The following is a 16,852-nucleotide window of genomic DNA, read 5'->3' as shown; positions in this document are numbered from 1 at the left end:
GGTCATAGATGACTGAGCGTCAGACCTCGCCTGCGGCTGAGGGCACAAAGCGCCCTCAGCCGCAGGCGCAAAAGGAAAGGGACCGGCCGTGGCTCATGCGCACGTACGCCGGTCACTCCACGGCCGAGGCGTCCAACGAGCTGTACCGGCGCAACCTCGCCAAGGGCCAGACCGGCCTGTCGGTGGCGTTCGATCTGCCGACGCAGACCGGCTACGACTCCGACCACATCCTCGCCCGTGGCGAGGTCGGCCGGGTCGGCGTGCCGGTGGCCCATCTCGGTGACATGCGCCGGCTGTTCCAGGACATCCCGCTGGAGCAGATGAACACCTCGATGACCATCAACGCCACCGCGATGTGGCTGCTGGCGCTCTACCAGGTCGTCGCCGAGGAGCAAGGTCTTGACGCGGAGGCCATCGCCCAGCTCCAGGGCACGACCCAGAACGACATCGTCAAGGAGTACCTGTCCCGGGGCACCCATGTCTTCCCGCCGGGGCCGAGCCTCCGGCTGACGACGGACATGATCGCGTACACGGTCTCCCACATGCCGAAGTGGAACCCGATCAACATCTGCAGCTACCACCTGCAGGAGGCCGGGGCCACGCCGGTCCAGGAGATCGCGTACGCCATGTCCACGGCGATCGCGGTGCTGGACGCCGTCCGTGACTCGGGGCAGGTGCCGCAGGAACGCATGGGCGATGTCGTCGCCCGTATCTCCTTCTTCGTGAACGCGGGCGTCCGCTTCATCGAGGAGATGTGCAAGATGCGGGCGTTCGGCCGCATCTGGGACCGCATCACGCGCGAGCGGTACGGCATCGAGAACCCCAAGCAGCGTCGCTTCCGGTACGGCGTCCAGGTCAACTCCCTGGGGCTGACCGAGGCGCAGCCGGAGAACAACGTCCAGCGGATCGTGCTGGAGATGCTGGCGGTGACGCTGTCCAAGGACGCACGCGCGCGTGCCGTACAGCTGCCGGCCTGGAACGAGGCCCTCGGTCTCCCCCGGCCGTGGGACCAGCAGTGGTCGCTGCGGATCCAGCAGGTCCTCGCCCACGAGAGCGATCTGCTGGAGTACGAGGACATCTTCGAGGGCTCGCACGTCATCGAGGCGAAGGTGAGCCAGCTGGTCGAGGAGTCGTTCGCCGAGATCGAGCGAATCCAGGAGATGGGCGGCGCGATGGCCGCCGTCGAGTCCGGCTACCTCAAGTCGCAGCTCGTCGCCTCGCACGCCGAGCGCCGGGCCCGGATCGAGTCCGGCGACGAGAAGATCGTCGGCGTCAACATCTTCGAGTCGACCGAGCCCAACCCGCTCACCGCCGACCTGGACGCGGCGATCCAGACGGTCGACCCGGCCGTCGAGGCCCGGGTGATCAAGTCGCTCCAGAACTGGCGGGACACGAGGTACCAGCCGCCGTTCAACCACCCCCGCCCCTGCAAGGCGCTGGAGCGGCTGAAGGAGGTCGCGAAGGGCACCGGCAACCTCATGGAGGCCACCCTGGACTGCGCGCGGGCCGGGGTCACGACCGGCGAGTGGGCCGGGGCCCTGCGTGAGGTGTTCGGGGAGTTCCGGGCGCCGACCGGGGTCTCGTCGGCGCCGGTGGCCGTCCCCGCCGAGGAGGGCTCGGCCATGTCCGAGGTCCGCCGCAAGGTGGAGCTGACGGCGAAGGACCTGGGCGTCGGCAAGCTGCGCTTCCTGGTGGGCAAGCCGGGCCTGGACGGGCACTCCAACGGGGCCGAGCAGATCGCCGTGCGGGCCCGTGACGCCGGGTTCGAGGTGGTCTACCAGGGCATCCGGCTCACCCCCGAGCAGATCGTGGACGCGGCCCTCGCCGAGGACGTGCACGCGGTCGGGCTGTCCATCCTCTCCGGCTCGCACGCGCAGCTCGTGCCGGACGTCCTCGACCGGCTGCGGGACGCCGGTGCCGCCGACATCCCGGTGATCGCCGGCGGGATCATCCCGAACGGCGACGCCGAGCAGCTCAGGGCCGCTGGAGTGGCCGCCGTCTTCACTCCGAAGGACTTCGACATCACCGGGATCATCGGCCGTATCGTCGACGAGATCCGCAAGGCCAACAAGCTCGACCCCCTGGAGGTCCCCGCATGACCGCCCACCCGTCGCCCGCCACCACCCTTCCAACGGGCGGCTTCGCCGCGCCCTCCTTTGATCGTCTCCGCCCGCGGCGTTCCTGCCTGGCGGTACCGGGCTCGAACCCCCGCTTCCTGGAGAAGGCGCAGGGCCTGCCGGCGGACCAGGTCTTCCTCGACCTCGAGGACGCGTGCGCCCCGCTCGCCAAGCCCGAGGCGCGGCACACCATCGTGAAGTTCCTCAACGAGGGCGACTGGACCGGCAAGACGCGGGTCGTGCGCGTCAACGACTGGACGACGGAGTGGACGTACCGCGATGTCGTGACGGTGGTCGAGGGCGCCGGGCAGAACCTGGACTGCATCATGCTGCCCAAGGTCCAGGACGCCCAGCAGATCGTCGCCCTCGACCTCCTCCTCACCCAGATCGAGAAGACGATGGGCTTCGAGGTCGGCAAGATCGGCATCGAGGCGCAGATCGAGAACGCGCAGGGCCTGAACAACGTCAACGAGATCGCGCAGGCCTCCCCGCGCGTCGAGACGATCATCTTCGGCCCGGCCGACTTCATGGCGTCCATCAACATGAAGTCGCTGGTCGTGGGCGAGCAGCCGCCCGGCTATCCGGCGGACGCCTACCACTACATCCTGATGAAGATCCTGATGGCCGCCCGCGCCAACAACCTCCAGGCGATCGACGGCCCCTACCTCCAGATCCGCAACATCGACGGCTACCGCGAGGTCGCCCAGCGCGCCGCCGCCCTCGGCTTCGACGGCAAGTGGGTGCTGCACCCGGGCCAGGTCGAGGCCTCCAACGAGATCTTCTCGCCCTCCCAGGAAGACTACGACCACGCCGAGCTGATCCTGGACGCGTACGACTACTACACGTCCGAGGCGGGCGGCAAGAAGGGCTCCGCGATGCTCGGCGACGAGATGATCGACGAGGCCAGCCGCAAGATGGCCCTGGTCATCTCCGGCAAGGGGCGGGCGGCCGGCATGCAGCGCACCAGCAAGTTCGAGATTCCGGAGGCGTAAGCATGCAGTTCGGGCGCACCTACGAGGAGTTCGAGGTCGGGGCCGTCTACAAGCACTGGCCCGGGAAGACCGTCACCGAGTACGACGACCACCTCTTCTGTCTCCTCACCATGAACCACCACCCGCTCCACATGGACGCCAACTACGCGGAGCAGACGACCGACTTCGGCAAGAACGTCGTCGTGGGGAACTACATCTACTCCCTGCTGCTCGGCATGTCCGTCCCGGACGTCTCCGGCAAGGCGATCGCCAACCTGGAGATCGAGTCGCTGAAGCACGTGGCGCCGACCTTCCACGGCGACACGATCTACGGCGAGACGACCGTGCTCGACAAGTGGCCGTCGAAGTCGAAGAACGACCGCGGCATCGTCCACGTCGAGACCAAGGGCTACAAGCAGGACGGCACGCTGGTCTGCGTGTTCCGCCGCAAGGTCATGGTGCCGACCGAGACGTACATCAAGGAGCGCGGCGGCGAGCAGCCGGGCCGCCCGGAGCTGAAGGCACAGGAGAAGTAGCCATGGCACGACTCGCCCAGACCCACGGGCTGACCGACATCCAGCAGGAGATCCTGTCCACCGTCCGGGACTTCGTGGACAAGGAGATCATCCCGGTCGCGACGGAGCTGGAGCACCGCGACGAGTACCCGCAGCAGATCGTCGACGGCCTCAAGGAATTGGGCCTCTTCGGTCTGATGATCCCCGAGGAGTACGGCGGTCTGGGCGAGTCCCTCCTCACGTACGCGCTGTGCGTGGAGGAGATCGCCCGGGGCTGGATGTCCGTCTCGGGGATCATCAACACGCACTTCATCGTGGCGTACATGCTCAAGCAGCACGGCACCGAGGAGCAGAAGGAGTACTTCCTGCCGAAGATGGCGCTCGGCGAGATCCGGGGCGCCTTCTCGATGTCGGAGCCGGGCCTTGGCTCGGATGTGTCGGCGATCACATCGAAGGCGGTCAAGGACGGCGACGAGTACGTCCTGAACGGTCAGAAGATGTGGCTGACGAACGGCGGGACGTCAACGTTGGTCGCCGTTCTCGTCCGAAGTGACGAAGGACACCCCGAGGGCACGGCACCCCACAAGTCGATGACGACCTTCCTGATCGAGAAGGAGCCCGGCTTCGGAGAGGTCCGCCCCGGCCTCACCATTCCCGGGAAGATCGACAAGATGGGCTACAAGGGCGTCGACACCACCGAACTCATCATGGACGGACTACACATTCCGGCCAATCGTGTACTCGGCGGCGTCACCGGCCGAGGGTTTTACCAAATGATGGACGGCGTGGAAGTCGGGCGCGTAAATGTGGCGGCCCGTGGCTGCGGTGTCGCGCAGCGCGCGTTCGAACTCGGGGTCCAGTACGCCCAGCAGCGGCACACTTTCGGCAAGCAGATCGCCCAGCACCAGGCGATCCAGTTCAAGCTGGCCGAGATGGCTACCAAGGTCGAGGCCGCCCATGCCATGATGGTGAACGCAGCACGCAAAAAGGACTCCGGGGAACGAAACGACCTCGAAGCAGGAATGGCGAAGTACCTGGCCAGCGAATACTGCAAAGAAGTCGTCGAGGACGCCTTCCGGATCCACGGCGGTTACGGCTTCTCCAAGGAGTACGAGATCGAGCGCCTCTACCGCGAGGCACCGATGCTGCTGATCGGCGAAGGTACCGCCGAAATCCAGAAAATGATCATCGGCCGCAGGCTGCTCGAAGAGTATCGATTCCAGGGTTAACGCCGGGAAATATGTTCGTTTCGGGGTGTTTTCTTCGAGAAGAAGATCACACCCCGTCAGCACTCTTCGGCCGTCGACTCGTCTTCCTGCCTTACCCAGTTGCGGGCCGCGACCGGTACGATCCTGAGAAAAGCCGCCGTCCCCTGTCACCGCGCGGCATCGTCCGCTACGAAGGTCATCCATGCCCCACAGCCAAACCTCTGCACCACGCGACAGCCGAGTAGGCGTACGCCTCGCGCGCGGAGCATCGCCGTGGCTTCTCCCGACCGTCGCCACCGCAGCCCTCAGTCTCGCCCGCTCCCGCCGCTCCGGCGTCGCCCGGGCCGTGGCCGTACCCGCCACCGCGCTCGCGGCGGGCATGCTGTGGTTCTTCCGCGACCCCGAGCGTGAGATCGCCCAGGGCCGGGTCATCTCGCCCGCCGACGGAGTGGTGCAGAGCATCATGCCGTGGAAGGACGGCCGCACCCGCGTCGCGATCTTCATGAGCCCGCTGAACGTCCACGTGAACCGCGCGCCGCTCTCCGGCACGGTCACGTCGGTGGAGCACATCCCCGGCGGGTTCGTCCCGGCGTTCAACAAGGAGAGCGAGAACAACGAGCGTGTCGTCTGGCACTTCGACACCGAGCTCGGTGACATCGAGATGATCCAGATCGCCGGCGCCGTCGCGCGCCGTATCGTCCCGTACATCCCCGAGGGCACCAAGGTCGAGCAGGGTGACCGGATCGGGTTGATCCGCTTCGGTTCGCGCGTCGACATCTATCTGCCCGAGGGTGTCGAGGTCGATGTCGAGGTGGGACAGAAAACCGTGGCTGGGGTGACTCGCATTGACCGTGGTTGATCCGGAGACCCAGACCGGCCAGACCGGCTGGGTGACCGAGGCAGAAGAGCGCAGCGGGGACGTGGACGACGCGGAGGAAATGCCGCTGTCGCTCCGCCTGTCAATAGCGGACACGCTCACCCTGGGCAACGCCACGTGCGGCTTCATGGCGGTGTACTTCACCACCACCGGCATCCTGATCCCGCACCTCACCGGCAGCCAGGAGACGGGCATGGCCCGCCACAGCGCGGCCACCGCCGTGATCCTGATGCTGTGCGCGGCGATCTTCGACCTGTTCGACGGCCTGGTCGCGCGCAAGCTGCGCTCCTCGCCGATGGGCGCGGAGCTGGACAACCTCTCCGACCTGATCAGCTTCGGCCTGGCGCCGGCGTACTTCGTCCTCGTCTACGGCATGGTCGCGGACGACGCGCACCAGCGGGTGGCGGCGGTGGGGGCGATCGTCGTCCTGCTGGCCGTGGTGCTGAGGCTCGCGAGATTCTCCTGTGTGACGCCGACGAACGGCATGTTCCAGGGCATGCCGTCCCCCTTCGGGGCCCTGACGGTCGTCTCGATCGTCCTTCTTGAGCTGCCCTTCGTGGCGACCCTCCTCGCCATCGTCGGCACCGCGTGGCTGATGGTGAGCCGCGTCGAGTACCCGAAGCCGCGGGGTCCCCTCGCGGTCGCGATGCTCTCCTGGATCGTCCTCGCGATGGGCCTCCTGGCGGCCTGGGCCTTCGACGCCCCCGGCGGCCAGCTCCTCCTCCAGACCGGCTGCGCCCTGCAGCTCGTCATGGGCGCGGTGATCCCCCTGTTCGCCACGGCGCGCCGAGTGAACAACTTCCGCGACAACAGGCGCGAGGCCAGGGCGGCACAGCCGTAACGCTCCGCTGAGTGCTGGGTAGGGCCCCGGACCCGGGTGGGTTCGGGGCCCTACTGTTTGGGCGCATGAGGAAGGGGGTGGAGCGGTTCGTTCGGCGAGTGCGGGTGGGTCGGGGCTGGTCGCGCCCACGCGGCGGAGCCGCATATCGACACAGCCCCGCGCCCCTCAAAAGCCAGGGGGTGCCCCCAGTTCTTTCAGGGGCGCGGGGAACTGCGCGAACAACCACACACAACCCGCACCCGCCAACACACCCGACCCCCCGAGCTCTCAGGCGCCCAAGCGGGGTCGAAGGGGCGGCAGCCCCTGGGATGGGACGGGTAGGGGCGGCGGGGCGAGGAAACCTCGTCAGGTCAGGAAGTCCCGGGCGATCCGTTCCGCCACGTTCTCCAGGATCGGGCCCGGGTCTGCGAGGCAGCGCTGGATGTCGGGTTCGGCGTCGGTGAGCGGGTAGGCGCGGCGAATGCCGGCGCGCCCCAGCGCCTCCGGAGGGAGGGCGAAGCGGCCGCAGACCGCTACGACCTCCTTGTCGGCGGCTCGGGCCGCCGCCGCGACGCCCGCCGGGGCCTTGCCGTGGAGGGTCTGTTCGTCCAGGGAGCCCTCGCCGGTGATGACGAGGGTCGCCTTCTCCAGAGCCGCCGCGAAGCCCAGGACGTCCAGCATGACCTCGATGCCGGGGCGGAAGCGGGCGCCGAGGATGAGGGCGCCGTAGCCGATGCCGCCCGCGGCGCCCGCGCCGGGGGCGATGGCGTGCTCGGCGGCACGGCCGCCGAGCGTCGTCTCCAGGACGGTCGCAAAGTGGGCCAGCGCCGCGTCCAGCGTCGCGACGTCCTCGGGGCTCGCGCCCTTCTGCGGCCCGTACACGGCGGGCGCGCCCTTCGGACCCGTCAGCGGGTTGTCGACGTCGCTCGCCAGGACGAAGTCGATCGACGCGAACCTCTCGTCGAGGCCCGACAGGTCCGCCGTCACCAGGTCACGCAGGCCCCCGCCGCCGGGACCGACCGGCTCACCGGCGGCGTTCAGGAAACGCGCCCCGAGCGCGGCGAGCATGCCCGCGCCGCCGTCCGTCGTCGCGCTTCCGCCGACACCGAACACGATCGTGCGGGAACCGGCGTCCAGCGCGGCACGCAGCAGCTGCCCGGACCCGTACGTCGACGCCGTGAGCGGCGCGAAGACCCCGGCGGGCAGCCGCTGCAACCCGCTGGCCTCGGCCATCTCGACCACGGCGGTGTCGCCGCGCAGCGCGTACGTGGCGGTGACGGGCTCGCCCAACGGGCCGGCGACCCGTACCTCGCGGCGTTCGAATCCGGCCGCGATCGCCGCGGCCACGGTGCCGTCGCCCCCGTCGGCCACCGGCAGCGCCTCGACCTCCAGGGTGGGCAGCACCCGGCGCAGGCCCGCCGTGACCCGCTCGGCGACCTGGACGGCCGTCAGCGTGCCCTTGAACTTGTCCGCGGCGATCAGCACCCGCGGAGTTGCCCTCTCAGCGTCGATCCCGTCCACAGCGGCGTTCGCCACCTTGCATTCCCCTCGCTCATCGGGCCTTGCGCACGTCAAGGCAGTCGCGCCGCTGCGACCCTAACCGCCCCGGGCCCCGTCCGCCATGCCGCGGGCCGCCCGCCGAACACCACGGGAATACGCCGGCGCCGTACCCGAGCGCCCCCGCCCGGAATCGGGTAGACCTTCAGCCATGACCCCCATGACCCCTGTGGGCACCGAACTCGCCGACCGCGTTCTCGGGGGCTGGCTGGGCCGGATCGCGGGCAACATGCTCGGGAAGCCGGTCGAGCAGGGCGACCACTGGACGCGGGGGCGCATCGACCGCTATCTGCGGCAGGCCGATGCCCTGCCCCTGACCGACTATCTCCCGGAGCCGGCCGACGAGAGCGACGCGCTCGCGATGCGCCCCGAGTGGAGGCAGTGCGTACGCGGCCGTATCCACGGCAGCTGCCGCGACGACGACGTCGACTACGCGATCCTCGGCCTGCACCTCCTGGAGACGCACGGTTTCGGCTTCAGCACCGAGCAGGTCGGCGACCTGTGGCTGCTGCGGCTGCCGTATCTGCAGACCTTCACGGCGGAACGGGCGGCCTACCGCAACCTGGTGAACGGTCTGAAGCCGCCGCTGACCGCCACGTACGACAACCCCTACCAGGAGTGGATCGGCGCCCTCATCCGGGCCGACGTCCACGGCTGGACCTGCCCGGGCGCGCCCCGTCGCGCGGCCTCGCTGGCCCGCCGCGACGCGGTGCTGTCGCACACCGGCAACGGGGTTTGCGGGGCAATGTGGGCGGCGGCGCTGATCTCGGCGGCGTTCACGGCGCCCACCGTGCGAGAGGCGGTGGACCAGGCGTTGACGGTCGTCCCCGGGTCGGCCGGGTCGGCCGGGTCGGCCGGGTCGGCCGGGTCGGCCGGGTCGGCCGGGTCGGCCGGGTCGGCCGGGTCGGCCGCGAAGGATATCGCCCTCGGCGTCGGCGCGGAGGTCGCCATGGGGGCGGCGTTCAGCAGCCTCGGCCCCAGCCCTGGCCCCAGCCCCGATGTCACGGCCGCGGACGCCACGCCGGTCGACGCCCCGACCGACTCGGTTCCCGTCACCGCCACTCCCGTGACGGCCACCGCCGACGACTTCGGCACCACCACGGACGCGGACCTCGGTTCCTCCTTCGACCCCGACCAGTTCGACACCCCATGAGCGGCGACATGAGCGGCGACCGCCAGGCGACAGGCCCGGTGTACGGGATCGACTTCGGCACCTGGACGTCCGCCCTGGTCGTACTCCGGCCGGGCCACCCACCGCTGCCGGTGCGTGACCCGGTGAGCCCGTACGGCGCCACCTCGGTGCGCAGTGCCGTGTGCCTGCTCCCGGACGGATCGCTGGTGGTGGGCCAGGCCGCGCAGAACTCGCGGTTGCAGCGCCCGGAACGGTTCCGCGCCGAGTTCAAGCGGGAGTTCGGCGAGACGTCCCCGCACCAGCTCGGCGAACGCCGTTTCACCACCGAGCAGTTGACCACGGCGGTGCTCGCCTTCCTGGTCGAGCAGGCGCGGACGGCGGTCGACGCGGCCCCTTCCCGGGTGGTGATCACGGTCCCGGCGACCTGGGAGGGCCACCGGCGCGAGCTGATGCTCACCGCCGCCGGGGCCGCGGGACTGCCGCCGGACATCGTCGAGGTGCACAGCGAACCCGTGGCCGCCACCGTCTACGCCCTGCACGACCACGGCATGGACCGGGAGCGCACGGTCCTCGTCTACGACCTCGGCGGCGGCACGTTCGACCTCGCGGTGGCCCAGGGGAACAAGGACGGCTTCGCGGTCCTCGGTTCCCCGGGCGGGCTGTCGGACGTCGGCGGGCTCGCCATCGACCAGGCCGTGCTGGGCCTCGTACGGGAACGCTGCCCGGACGCGGTGGACGCGCTGCGGCAGGCCGCCGCGGAGTCCGACGATCCGGCGGCGCTGCGCCGGGCGATCCTGCTCGCCGAGGCCTGCACGACCTTCAAGCAGCAGCTGTCCGTCTCCTCCGAGCACTCCGACCTGCTGACCATGCTGGACCCGCCGACCGAGGTCACCTTGACCCGGGCCGATCTGCGGGACGCCGTACGGCCCCTGCTGGCGGAGACGGTCGAGGAGTGCGAACGGGTGCTCCGGGCCCATGGGTTGGCGTGGGACGACCTCGACCTGATCGTCCCCGTGGGCGGCAGCTCCCGGCTCCCCATGGTCGGCGACCTGCTCTTCGAGCGCTCGGGCCGGACGGTCCTCACCGTCTCCGAACCCGAACTCGCGGTGGCCACCGGAGCTGCCTGGCTGGCCCGGGGCATCGGCCCGACCCGGGTGGCGACCGCGCCCCTGTCCCTGAAGGACTCCCCACCCGTGCCGCCGCGGCCGCTACCGGTCAAGGTCAAGGCGCTGCTGGCGGCCGGGCTGACCGACGAGATGGTGAGGGAGGCCGCGCGCCATGCCAGGATCTGACCCGACCCCGTATTCCCCGTCTCCGCCTCCGTCGTCGGAGCAGGCGGTCGAGCTGGCCGCCCACTGGCGGCGGTTGGTCAATGACTGGGTGATGCGTCAGCACCGCCCGTACGAGGCGGACGCGTCCTCGGTCGGCGTGGAGTTCGAGCTGCCCGAGGCCGAGCGGAGGATCCAGCTCGGCTTCACCACGACCAACACCGAGATGCTGCTGGTGATGGCCACCGACGACCGGTATCTGAAGCCGGACCAGCTGGCGGTGGCGGCCGCCGCCGCGAACGCCTGGAACATCGAGCGGCTCGCCCCGGTCATGTCCATCTGCAACCTCGCCGGGGAGCAGCCCCCGTACCTGATGGGCTTCAGCACCCTGCCCCTGACCTGCCGGATCACCCGGAGCGCGTTCCGCGCCATGGCCGACCGGTGGCTCAAGGACGCCCGGAGTCTGTTCACCTGGTGCCACCGGGAGTGTCACCTGTGAGCGACGCGCTCGGCACAGACACGGGTGGCACGGACACGGGTAGCACAGACACGGGTAGCACAGACACGGGTAGCACAAACACGGGTGGCACAGACACACGTGGCACAGACACGGGTCGGATCCAGGCGACGGAGGAGAAGTTCTTCGCCGTCCGGACAGTTCCGCGAGGAACGTGCCGTGCGGCCACCCCGCACCTGTCATTCCCATCGGTTCGCTCCCATCATGAAGCCGCCCGCCGAATTCCGCACCGCTGCGCGGAAGGGGCGGCCCTGGGACGCGCATGCTGGGTGCCACAGGGGGACACGCGGGACCCGGCCGGGCATCAGCGGCCGGGTCCCGTGTGGTTTCCCATGGGGTTTTCCGCGTGGTTTCGCGTGTGGGGGAAGGCGTCGGCATGCACCGACCACACCCGGTAGTGGAACTCCTCGCCGCCGAGGGGCCGTTGGTCGCGTACGCCGTCCCAGAGCTCCCGGAGCAGGGTGTTCAGGTCCGGGTCGGCCTTGCGCGAGACCCCCTGGCGGGCGGGCGAGCTCAGCCCGCCGAGGTCCATCGGTCGATCGCCCACGAGGACGTGCACCGTCTCGGGTCGCGGTCCGTGCCGGGGGACGTCGGGGGGCCAGTAGATCTCCACCGGAGGAGTGACACGGGTGCTGAGGGCCGGGGCTCCGTGAGGTTCGGCCCGACAGCCGCTGGGCTGATCGTTCGTGACCAGTTCGACACGGCCGCTCAGTCCCACGCCGATCACCCAGAAGTACAGGGGCTTGTCGGAGCGGTTGGCCACGGTGACCCGGTAACGGTCGCCGTCGTACACGGGCACGCCCGTCCGCTTCCACGGCCGCCAGTTGTCGCTGCGGGCCGTGTCCTCGATCTCGAAGCGGACCTCCGGCACGGCGTCGAGCAGGGCCGCGCCCTCGGGATCGGCCAGCCGCCGTACCCGCTCGCCCCTGGCCAGTTCGTCCAGCAGCGCGGCAAGCCCGGCCGGGTCGGGCCGGACACCGCTCGGCGGCTCCCGGAAGGGGCGTCCCTCGCGGTCCAGCACCTCCGCATCGCCGTACGGCCGCACGCGCACGGTGGCGAAGGCGTCCTGGACCCGACTCGTCTCGGCGAGCCGAGGGCAGCCCTCCAGTTCCTTGCGCAGCGCGTCGACGAAGGGGCCGTCGGTGTCGGCGTCGACGAACACATGCCGGCGGTCGTGGACCGTCACCGGGAGCGCGTACGCACCGGGCGGCAGCGCCGAGGTGAGCAGTTCGGCGGCGGACGGCGCGGCGGCGGAGAGGGCGCCGGTCGGCGGCTCCACCCGGAGAACCGCGTCCCCCGCCCACATCGCGTCCACGACCGCGGACACCGTGAGTTCCCGCACGGCGGACCCGGCGGGCTCGTCGGACCCGGCGGACCCGGCGGACCCGGCGGACCCGGCGGGCTCGTCGGACCCGGCGGGCTCGTCGGACCGATCGGACCGATCGGACCCGGAAGGAAACGACATCGACACCGTGTCCCCCCGCCCCAGGCCGAACACCGAACCGCCCGGTACGACGAACCGCCCCTCCCTTCGCAGCAGCGGAAGCCGTTCCGGTGCGGGTGGTTCCGTCAGGGAGAAGGGCAGCCGCCCCGCAGGACCGCCGGCGTCGGGCCGCTGCTGTACCTGGCGCTGTTTGACCAGGTCCCGGATCCGGGTGATGAGGACGGACCAGGGCAGGTCCCGGCCCTGCCGCGTGCCGAGCACCTCGGCGAGGGCGGCGGTGAACACGCCCTGCCGACCGGCCCCCGGCCGCAGTTCGGCCTCGTACGCCGAACCGTGCTGCTGGCACGCCGTCAGCCGTACGACGCCGGGGACCAGTGGCTCACGGGAGCCGGACAGGCTCTTCAGCCGGGCGAACCCCGCGTCCCACACGCTTCGTTCCAGCGCCACCTCCACCGACCTCAGCGCCGACCGGCCCGCCTCGTACGCCGCCTCCCGCACGGCCCCGGTGGAGTGGCAGGCGTCGAGGACGACGGTGACGTTGGAGGTCTTCTCGGTGAGCGCGCGGACGGCGGCGGTGAGTTCCTCGGCCAGATAGCCGCGGAAGTCCGTGTCCGTACTGTCGGCCATGTCGACAGGCACCAGGCACTGCAGCTCCCCCAGCAGCGCCCCGTGCCCCGAGTAGTAGACGACGAGGCCGTCACCGGGGCGGGCATCCGCGTGGAGTGCGCTCAACGCTCCCTTGATGCGCGCGTAGCCCGCCCGGTCGCCCGTATGGGTCCGGATGTCGGTGAAGCCGTGTCCGGTGAGCAGTTCGCCCATCAGCTCGACATCGGTGTGGACGCCGGTCAGGCCGTAGGTCTCGGCGCCGATCAGCACCGCTCGCAGCGTCATCTCACACCCCTACGTGGATGAAGGGCGCCCAGTGGTACGGGTGCCGGTGGTCTGCCTCGCGGCGACGGAGCGGTGCGGAGTCCCTGAAGTCCCTGGAGTCCCTGAAGTCCCTGGAGTCCCTGGAGTCCCTGGAGTCCCAAGGATTTCCGGCCCGGCTGCGGGCACGCGAGGCCGGGCCCGGATGGACCTCGGCCCTCCGCGTGAGCTCGCGGAACTCCTCGTACCGCTCGGCGCCGGACATGTCGCGTACCTCGCGCTGCGCCCTGGCCAGCGCCGCGCCGAGGGACACGACGGGCGCGGTGGGCAAGGGTTCCGCGGTCAGATGCCGGTAGGTGTGGGCCAGGACGAGGCAGCCGGTGGCGTCGCCGACCGGCCAGAGCGAGACGACCGCGTGCCGGGCGCCGGTGATCAGGGCGGCTCGGGTCAGGCCCAGTACATCTCCGCCGGCGGTGGCGGTGCCCCGTCCGGTGTCGCAGCCGGACAGCACCAGCAGTTGGGGGTCGTGGGCGACGGCCAGGAGGTCGGCGAGGCCGAGGACGTCGTCCCCGGCGAGGGGCAACCGGCTGCGGTTCGGGGCGAGTTCGTCGACCAGCCCGTGGGTGGCGAGATGCAGCACGCCGCATCCGCGCGCCGCCCTCAGCACCTCGTCGCGGGTGGCGGTGGCCCCCGTGAGCGCCCGCCCCCGGGGCAACAACCGGGCGGCTTCGACGACTTCGGCGGCGGTGCCCGGCAGCTCCCGCAGGCCATGGCGGGGATCGCTCGCGGGAGCGCCGACCAGTAGGGCGTCCAGCTCGGTCCAGGGCCGCTCCGGCGGCTGCCGGTGGCGCCGGGTGAGGAGGGAGGCCGCGGGAAGGTACGACACGTCGTGGCCGGCGCCGAGGACGTCACCGTTCCAGGGCAGCGCGTGGAACGGCAGCAGGGCCAACGCGGCCGGGGGCACCACGATCACCCGCCGGTGATCGCGCAGCGCTGCGGCGAAGGGCCGCAGCAGGTCGTCGGCCAGGTCCCGCCCCGCCGCCGCACCGCCGTGGTCGTCCCCGTGGGCGTCCGCCAGCGCGCACCAGTCGCGGAAGCGCCGGGCCGCCGCCACCGTGGTGTGCGGCCGCCGGGTGAACCGCTCGTGAACCAGCGCCTCACGGGTCATCGCCCAGCCGACGAGGATGTCGTCGAAGACGTGATAGGTGAGCAGAAGGGCGTCCTCGGGCAGCGCCTCGGCCACGGACGCCGCGTTCGGCAGTGCGGAGTCGTGGGAGGCGGCGTGCACGGAAGTATGCAAGGCGGTGGGCGAGGCGCTCAGCGATGCGGGAGCGAGCCGCCGTACCTCCGACTCGGCGGCGTCCAGGGCCTGTTCCACCTCGCCGATGTGCGCCTGTGCCTGTTCCGGGTCGGCCGCCCATGTCACCGTCGGCGCGTCCGTACGTTCCGGGTCCGCCCGGCGGCGGATCTCGGCCGCCCGTTCCTCGAACGCGGCCGACCAGCGGACCTCGGCGGCAAGCCAGTCGCGTACCGCCGCGCGGGCGGTCGGCGGCCCGGCGGTGGCCGTGTCGAGGGCGTGGACGGCGTCGAGGAAGCCGGCGCGGCCGCGTTCGGCCTGGTCGAAAGCGGCGGCTGCCGCGTCGGGGCCGCCGGACGACAGCAGGGCGAGCACGGCGGCGTGCTGGAGCCCGGCGATGATCAAGTCGTCGGCCGACGAGGCGCGCAGGGCGTCACGGGCGAGCCTGCGGCGGTGCTCCTCGAACGCGGCGAGCCCCTGCCGGGCATGCGCGGCGGCCTCGTCGTAGGCATGCCCGGCCAGTGCGAGGTCGGCCCGGATCGCGGGCACCTCCCACGGCTGGTCCGGTCCGGGGCCGTCGACACCGATGCGCGGGACATGCGGCGCGGCCCGCTCGGGCTCCCCCAACCGCAGCCACAGCGAGGCGGCGACGATGGCCGGGAGCCTCGGCTCGGCCGCCGCCGTCGCGGCGACGGCCTCGGCCGGCTGCCGCAGGTCCGTGTGGGCGGCGCAGCGCACGAGGAGCCGGAACAGTTCGTCCGGGATGTCCTCGGCCTCCCGCAGGACCTGCCGGGCGAGGCGATCCGCCTCCTCAGCCAGCCCGGCCGCACGGGCGCGACGGGAGCGGAACAAGGTCTCCTGCGCCTGACCGGCGGCGAGATCGGACCAGAGCATGCCGAGGGCCGTGTCCACCTGATCGCCGCCGGCCAGGTACCGCGTCCCGATGTCGAGCGCGAACTCGATCGCGGCGCGCGAGGCGGCCATCAGATCGGGGTCGCGCAGCGCCGACGCCTGGTCGTGGTAGGTCTTGGCGGCCTCGATGACGCCCAGACAGTTCTGTAGTTCCGGAGGCTCGCCCCGGTCGACGAGAGACCGGATCGCGTCCGTGTGTTCCCGCTGCTCCATGTCGGTCAGCACGATCCCGGCAAGCCGGTGCCGCGCCCGCCGGAACGTGCCCGCCACCGACGCAACCGCCATGCCCCCGGTGTCGTCGGATTCCCCGGCCGGCCGGTGGACCAGCCGCTGGGCCAGCGAAACCGCTCGCTTGGCCTTGACTACATCCCCCCGCGCGCTCCAGAACTCGGCACGTTCCACAGCGAGTTGTCGTAACCCCCGCAGCCACGAGGTACTGCCGTCCGTCCGTGCCCAGTGCACGACGGCGTCCACGGCCTCCGCGTCGGTCTCCGCACCGGTGGCGATCGCGTCGACCTCCTGATGTACGCGGATGAGCGCGGCACACGCTCCGTCGCCGGCCTCGAGCGCCGACTCCAGGGCCCGGTGAAGGGTCTCCTGGCAGGTCTCCCGCCGCCCCGCGAGCCGTTGGGTGTGGGCGAGACGCAGCAGCGCCGCCGCCCGGCCCCGCTCCGAACCGGCCTGCCGGTACGCGGCTTCGGCACGCTCGTACTGCGCGGCGGCCCTGGACAGGGCGCGCGAGCCGGGTGGATCCGACACCGCCGCGCACTGCTCCGCCGTACCGGGGACGCCCAGCCGCCAGTCCCCGACAAACAACGCGACGCTTCCGACCGACGCCGGAGTCCGCGAGGCGCACGCCACGCTCCGCCGGGCCAGGGGCTCGGCCGCCTCCCGGTCGCCCGCCCGGACGCGGAGATCGGCGGCCAGCAGCAGGTGATGGGCGAGGGCGTCCTCGTACACGTCGCACAACTCGTACAATTCGTACAACTCATACAACTCGTCGAACCACTTGAGCGGCTCCCGCAGCCCCTCCGACAGGTCCCACCCGGTCCAGGGCGCGTCGGCCCCGTACCGGACGGACTCCTCCTGAGCGGCGCTCATGCCCCTGGTGTGGCCGAGCGTCATCCGGGCGGAGAGGAGTACGGGCCAGACCCGCCCGGCGAGATGCGCGGCGAGCCGGAGCCGCCGGTCGCCGACAGAGGCGACGGCCGCCTCGGTGCCTCCACCGGTGGCGTGCAGTGCCGCGACCGCCTCGGCCCGCAGCGGCACGGTCGAGGTGCCGGGCTGCCAGTTGTGGTCCATGGCGACAGCGGCGGCTCGCAACGCCCGAGCTAGTGCCCCGGCAGGCAA

The 16,852-nt window shown here is 71.1% G+C and carries 12 protein-coding genes; 9 read left to right on the top strand and 3 right to left on the bottom strand.

Annotation, left to right across the window (positions count from 1 at the left end; translation table 11 throughout):
- Positions 1-8 precede the first annotated feature (8 nt).
- From CES90_RS33040 to pssA, 6 genes are all read left to right on the top strand, one after another.
- The gene (locus CES90_RS33040; protein ID WP_189787277.1) at positions 9-2,099 is read left to right on the top strand and encodes a protein meaA; all 2,091 of its coding nucleotides are present in this window, start codon (positions 9-11) and stop codon (positions 2,097-2,099) included.
- Positions 2,096-3,109 (top strand): HpcH/HpaI aldolase/citrate lyase family protein, encoded by a 1,014-nt coding sequence (locus CES90_RS33035; RefSeq protein ID WP_229914330.1) that lies wholly within the window; start codon positions 2,096-2,098, stop codon positions 3,107-3,109. Before CES90_RS33040 ends, CES90_RS33035 begins: the two co-directional genes overlap by 4 nt.
- 2 nt (positions 3,110-3,111) lie before the next feature.
- Positions 3,112-3,624 carry a MaoC family dehydratase gene (locus CES90_RS33030; protein ID WP_189787276.1) on the top strand — a complete coding sequence of 171 codons (513 nt, stop codon included), beginning with the start codon at positions 3,112-3,114 and terminating at the stop codon, positions 3,622-3,624.
- A gap of 2 nt (positions 3,625-3,626) precedes the next feature.
- On the top strand, positions 3,627-4,832 hold the full coding sequence (locus tag CES90_RS33025) for an acyl-CoA dehydrogenase family protein (RefSeq protein WP_189787275.1): 1,206 nt from the start codon (positions 3,627-3,629) through the stop codon (positions 4,830-4,832).
- 181 nt (positions 4,833-5,013) lie between these two features.
- A complete protein-coding gene (locus CES90_RS33020; protein WP_149829657.1) occupies positions 5,014-5,670 on the top strand; it encodes a phosphatidylserine decarboxylase in 657 nt (218 codons plus the stop codon).
- Complete coding sequence (pssA, locus tag CES90_RS33015; RefSeq protein WP_189787274.1) at positions 5,657-6,529, top strand: CDP-diacylglycerol--serine O-phosphatidyltransferase; 873 nt, start codon at positions 5,657-5,659, stop codon at positions 6,527-6,529. Before CES90_RS33020 ends, pssA begins: the two co-directional genes overlap by 14 nt.
- 345 nt (positions 6,530-6,874) lie before the next feature.
- Here pssA and CES90_RS33010 read toward each other — a convergent pair whose 3' ends face one another.
- Positions 6,875-7,993: a glycerate kinase gene (locus CES90_RS33010; RefSeq protein WP_189787331.1), complete on the bottom strand. Its 1,119-nt coding sequence runs from the start codon at positions 7,991-7,993 to the stop codon at positions 6,875-6,877.
- 232 nt (positions 7,994-8,225) lie between these two features.
- Here CES90_RS33010 and CES90_RS33005 point away from each other — a divergent pair, with 232 nt between their 5' ends.
- From CES90_RS33005 to CES90_RS32995, 3 genes are read left to right on the top strand one after another with little or no spacing between them, the layout of a single operon-like run.
- A complete protein-coding gene (locus CES90_RS33005) occupies positions 8,226-9,218 on the top strand; it encodes an ADP-ribosylglycohydrolase family protein (RefSeq protein WP_232791425.1) in 993 nt (330 codons plus the stop codon).
- Positions 9,219-9,226: 8 nt separating this feature from the next.
- Positions 9,227-10,489 (top strand): Hsp70 family protein, encoded by a 1,263-nt coding sequence (locus CES90_RS33000; RefSeq protein WP_189780462.1) that lies wholly within the window; start codon positions 9,227-9,229, stop codon positions 10,487-10,489.
- Entirely contained in the window at positions 10,476-10,964 is a 489-nt protein-coding gene (locus CES90_RS32995; protein WP_189780463.1) for a hypothetical protein, read from the top strand. The genes CES90_RS33000 and CES90_RS32995 overlap by 14 nt, the downstream gene beginning before the upstream one ends.
- A gap of 322 nt (positions 10,965-11,286) precedes the next feature.
- On the opposite strand, the gene CES90_RS32990 is transcribed toward CES90_RS32995, so the two are convergent.
- Positions 11,287-13,317, bottom strand: coding sequence for a caspase family protein (locus CES90_RS32990; protein WP_189780464.1), 2,031 nt, complete (start codon positions 13,315-13,317; stop codon positions 11,287-11,289).
- A 1-nt stretch (position 13,318) separates the two neighbouring features.
- The gene (locus CES90_RS32985) at positions 13,319-16,804 is read right to left on the bottom strand and encodes a CHAT domain-containing protein (RefSeq protein WP_189780465.1); all 3,486 of its coding nucleotides are present in this window, start codon (positions 16,802-16,804) and stop codon (positions 13,319-13,321) included.
- Positions 16,805-16,852: the final 48 nt, after the last annotated feature.

It is taken from the genome of Streptomyces capitiformicae (genome assembly GCF_002214185.1).
Taxonomy (GTDB): domain Bacteria; phylum Actinomycetota; class Actinomycetes; order Streptomycetales; family Streptomycetaceae; genus Streptomyces; species Streptomyces capitiformicae.
This window is presented reverse-complemented; position numbering and strand designations above follow the sequence as displayed.

Coding starts and splice junctions, on each gene's coding strand:
- CES90_RS33040 (WP_189787277.1), top strand. CDS start 9: ATGACTGAGCGTCAGACCTCGCCTGCGGCTGAGGGCACAAAGCGCCCT.
- CES90_RS33035 (WP_229914330.1), top strand. CDS start 2,096: ATGACCGCCCACCCGTCGCCCGCCACCACCCTTCCAACGGGCGGCTTC.
- CES90_RS33030 (WP_189787276.1), top strand. CDS start 3,112: ATGCAGTTCGGGCGCACCTACGAGGAGTTCGAGGTCGGGGCCGTCTAC.
- CES90_RS33025 (WP_189787275.1), top strand. CDS start 3,627: ATGGCACGACTCGCCCAGACCCACGGGCTGACCGACATCCAGCAGGAG.
- CES90_RS33020 (WP_149829657.1), top strand. CDS start 5,014: ATGCCCCACAGCCAAACCTCTGCACCACGCGACAGCCGAGTAGGCGTA.
- CES90_RS33005 (WP_232791425.1), top strand. CDS start 8,226: ATGACCCCTGTGGGCACCGAACTCGCCGACCGCGTTCTCGGGGGCTGG.
- CES90_RS33000 (WP_189780462.1), top strand. CDS start 9,227: ATGAGCGGCGACCGCCAGGCGACAGGCCCGGTGTACGGGATCGACTTC.
- CES90_RS32995 (WP_189780463.1), top strand. CDS start 10,476: ATGCCAGGATCTGACCCGACCCCGTATTCCCCGTCTCCGCCTCCGTCG.
- CES90_RS32990 (WP_189780464.1), bottom strand. CDS start 13,317: ATGACGCTGCGAGCGGTGCTGATCGGCGCCGAGACCTACGGCCTGACC.
- CES90_RS32985 (WP_189780465.1), bottom strand. CDS start 16,804: ATGGACCACAACTGGCAGCCCGGCACCTCGACCGTGCCGCTGCGGGCC.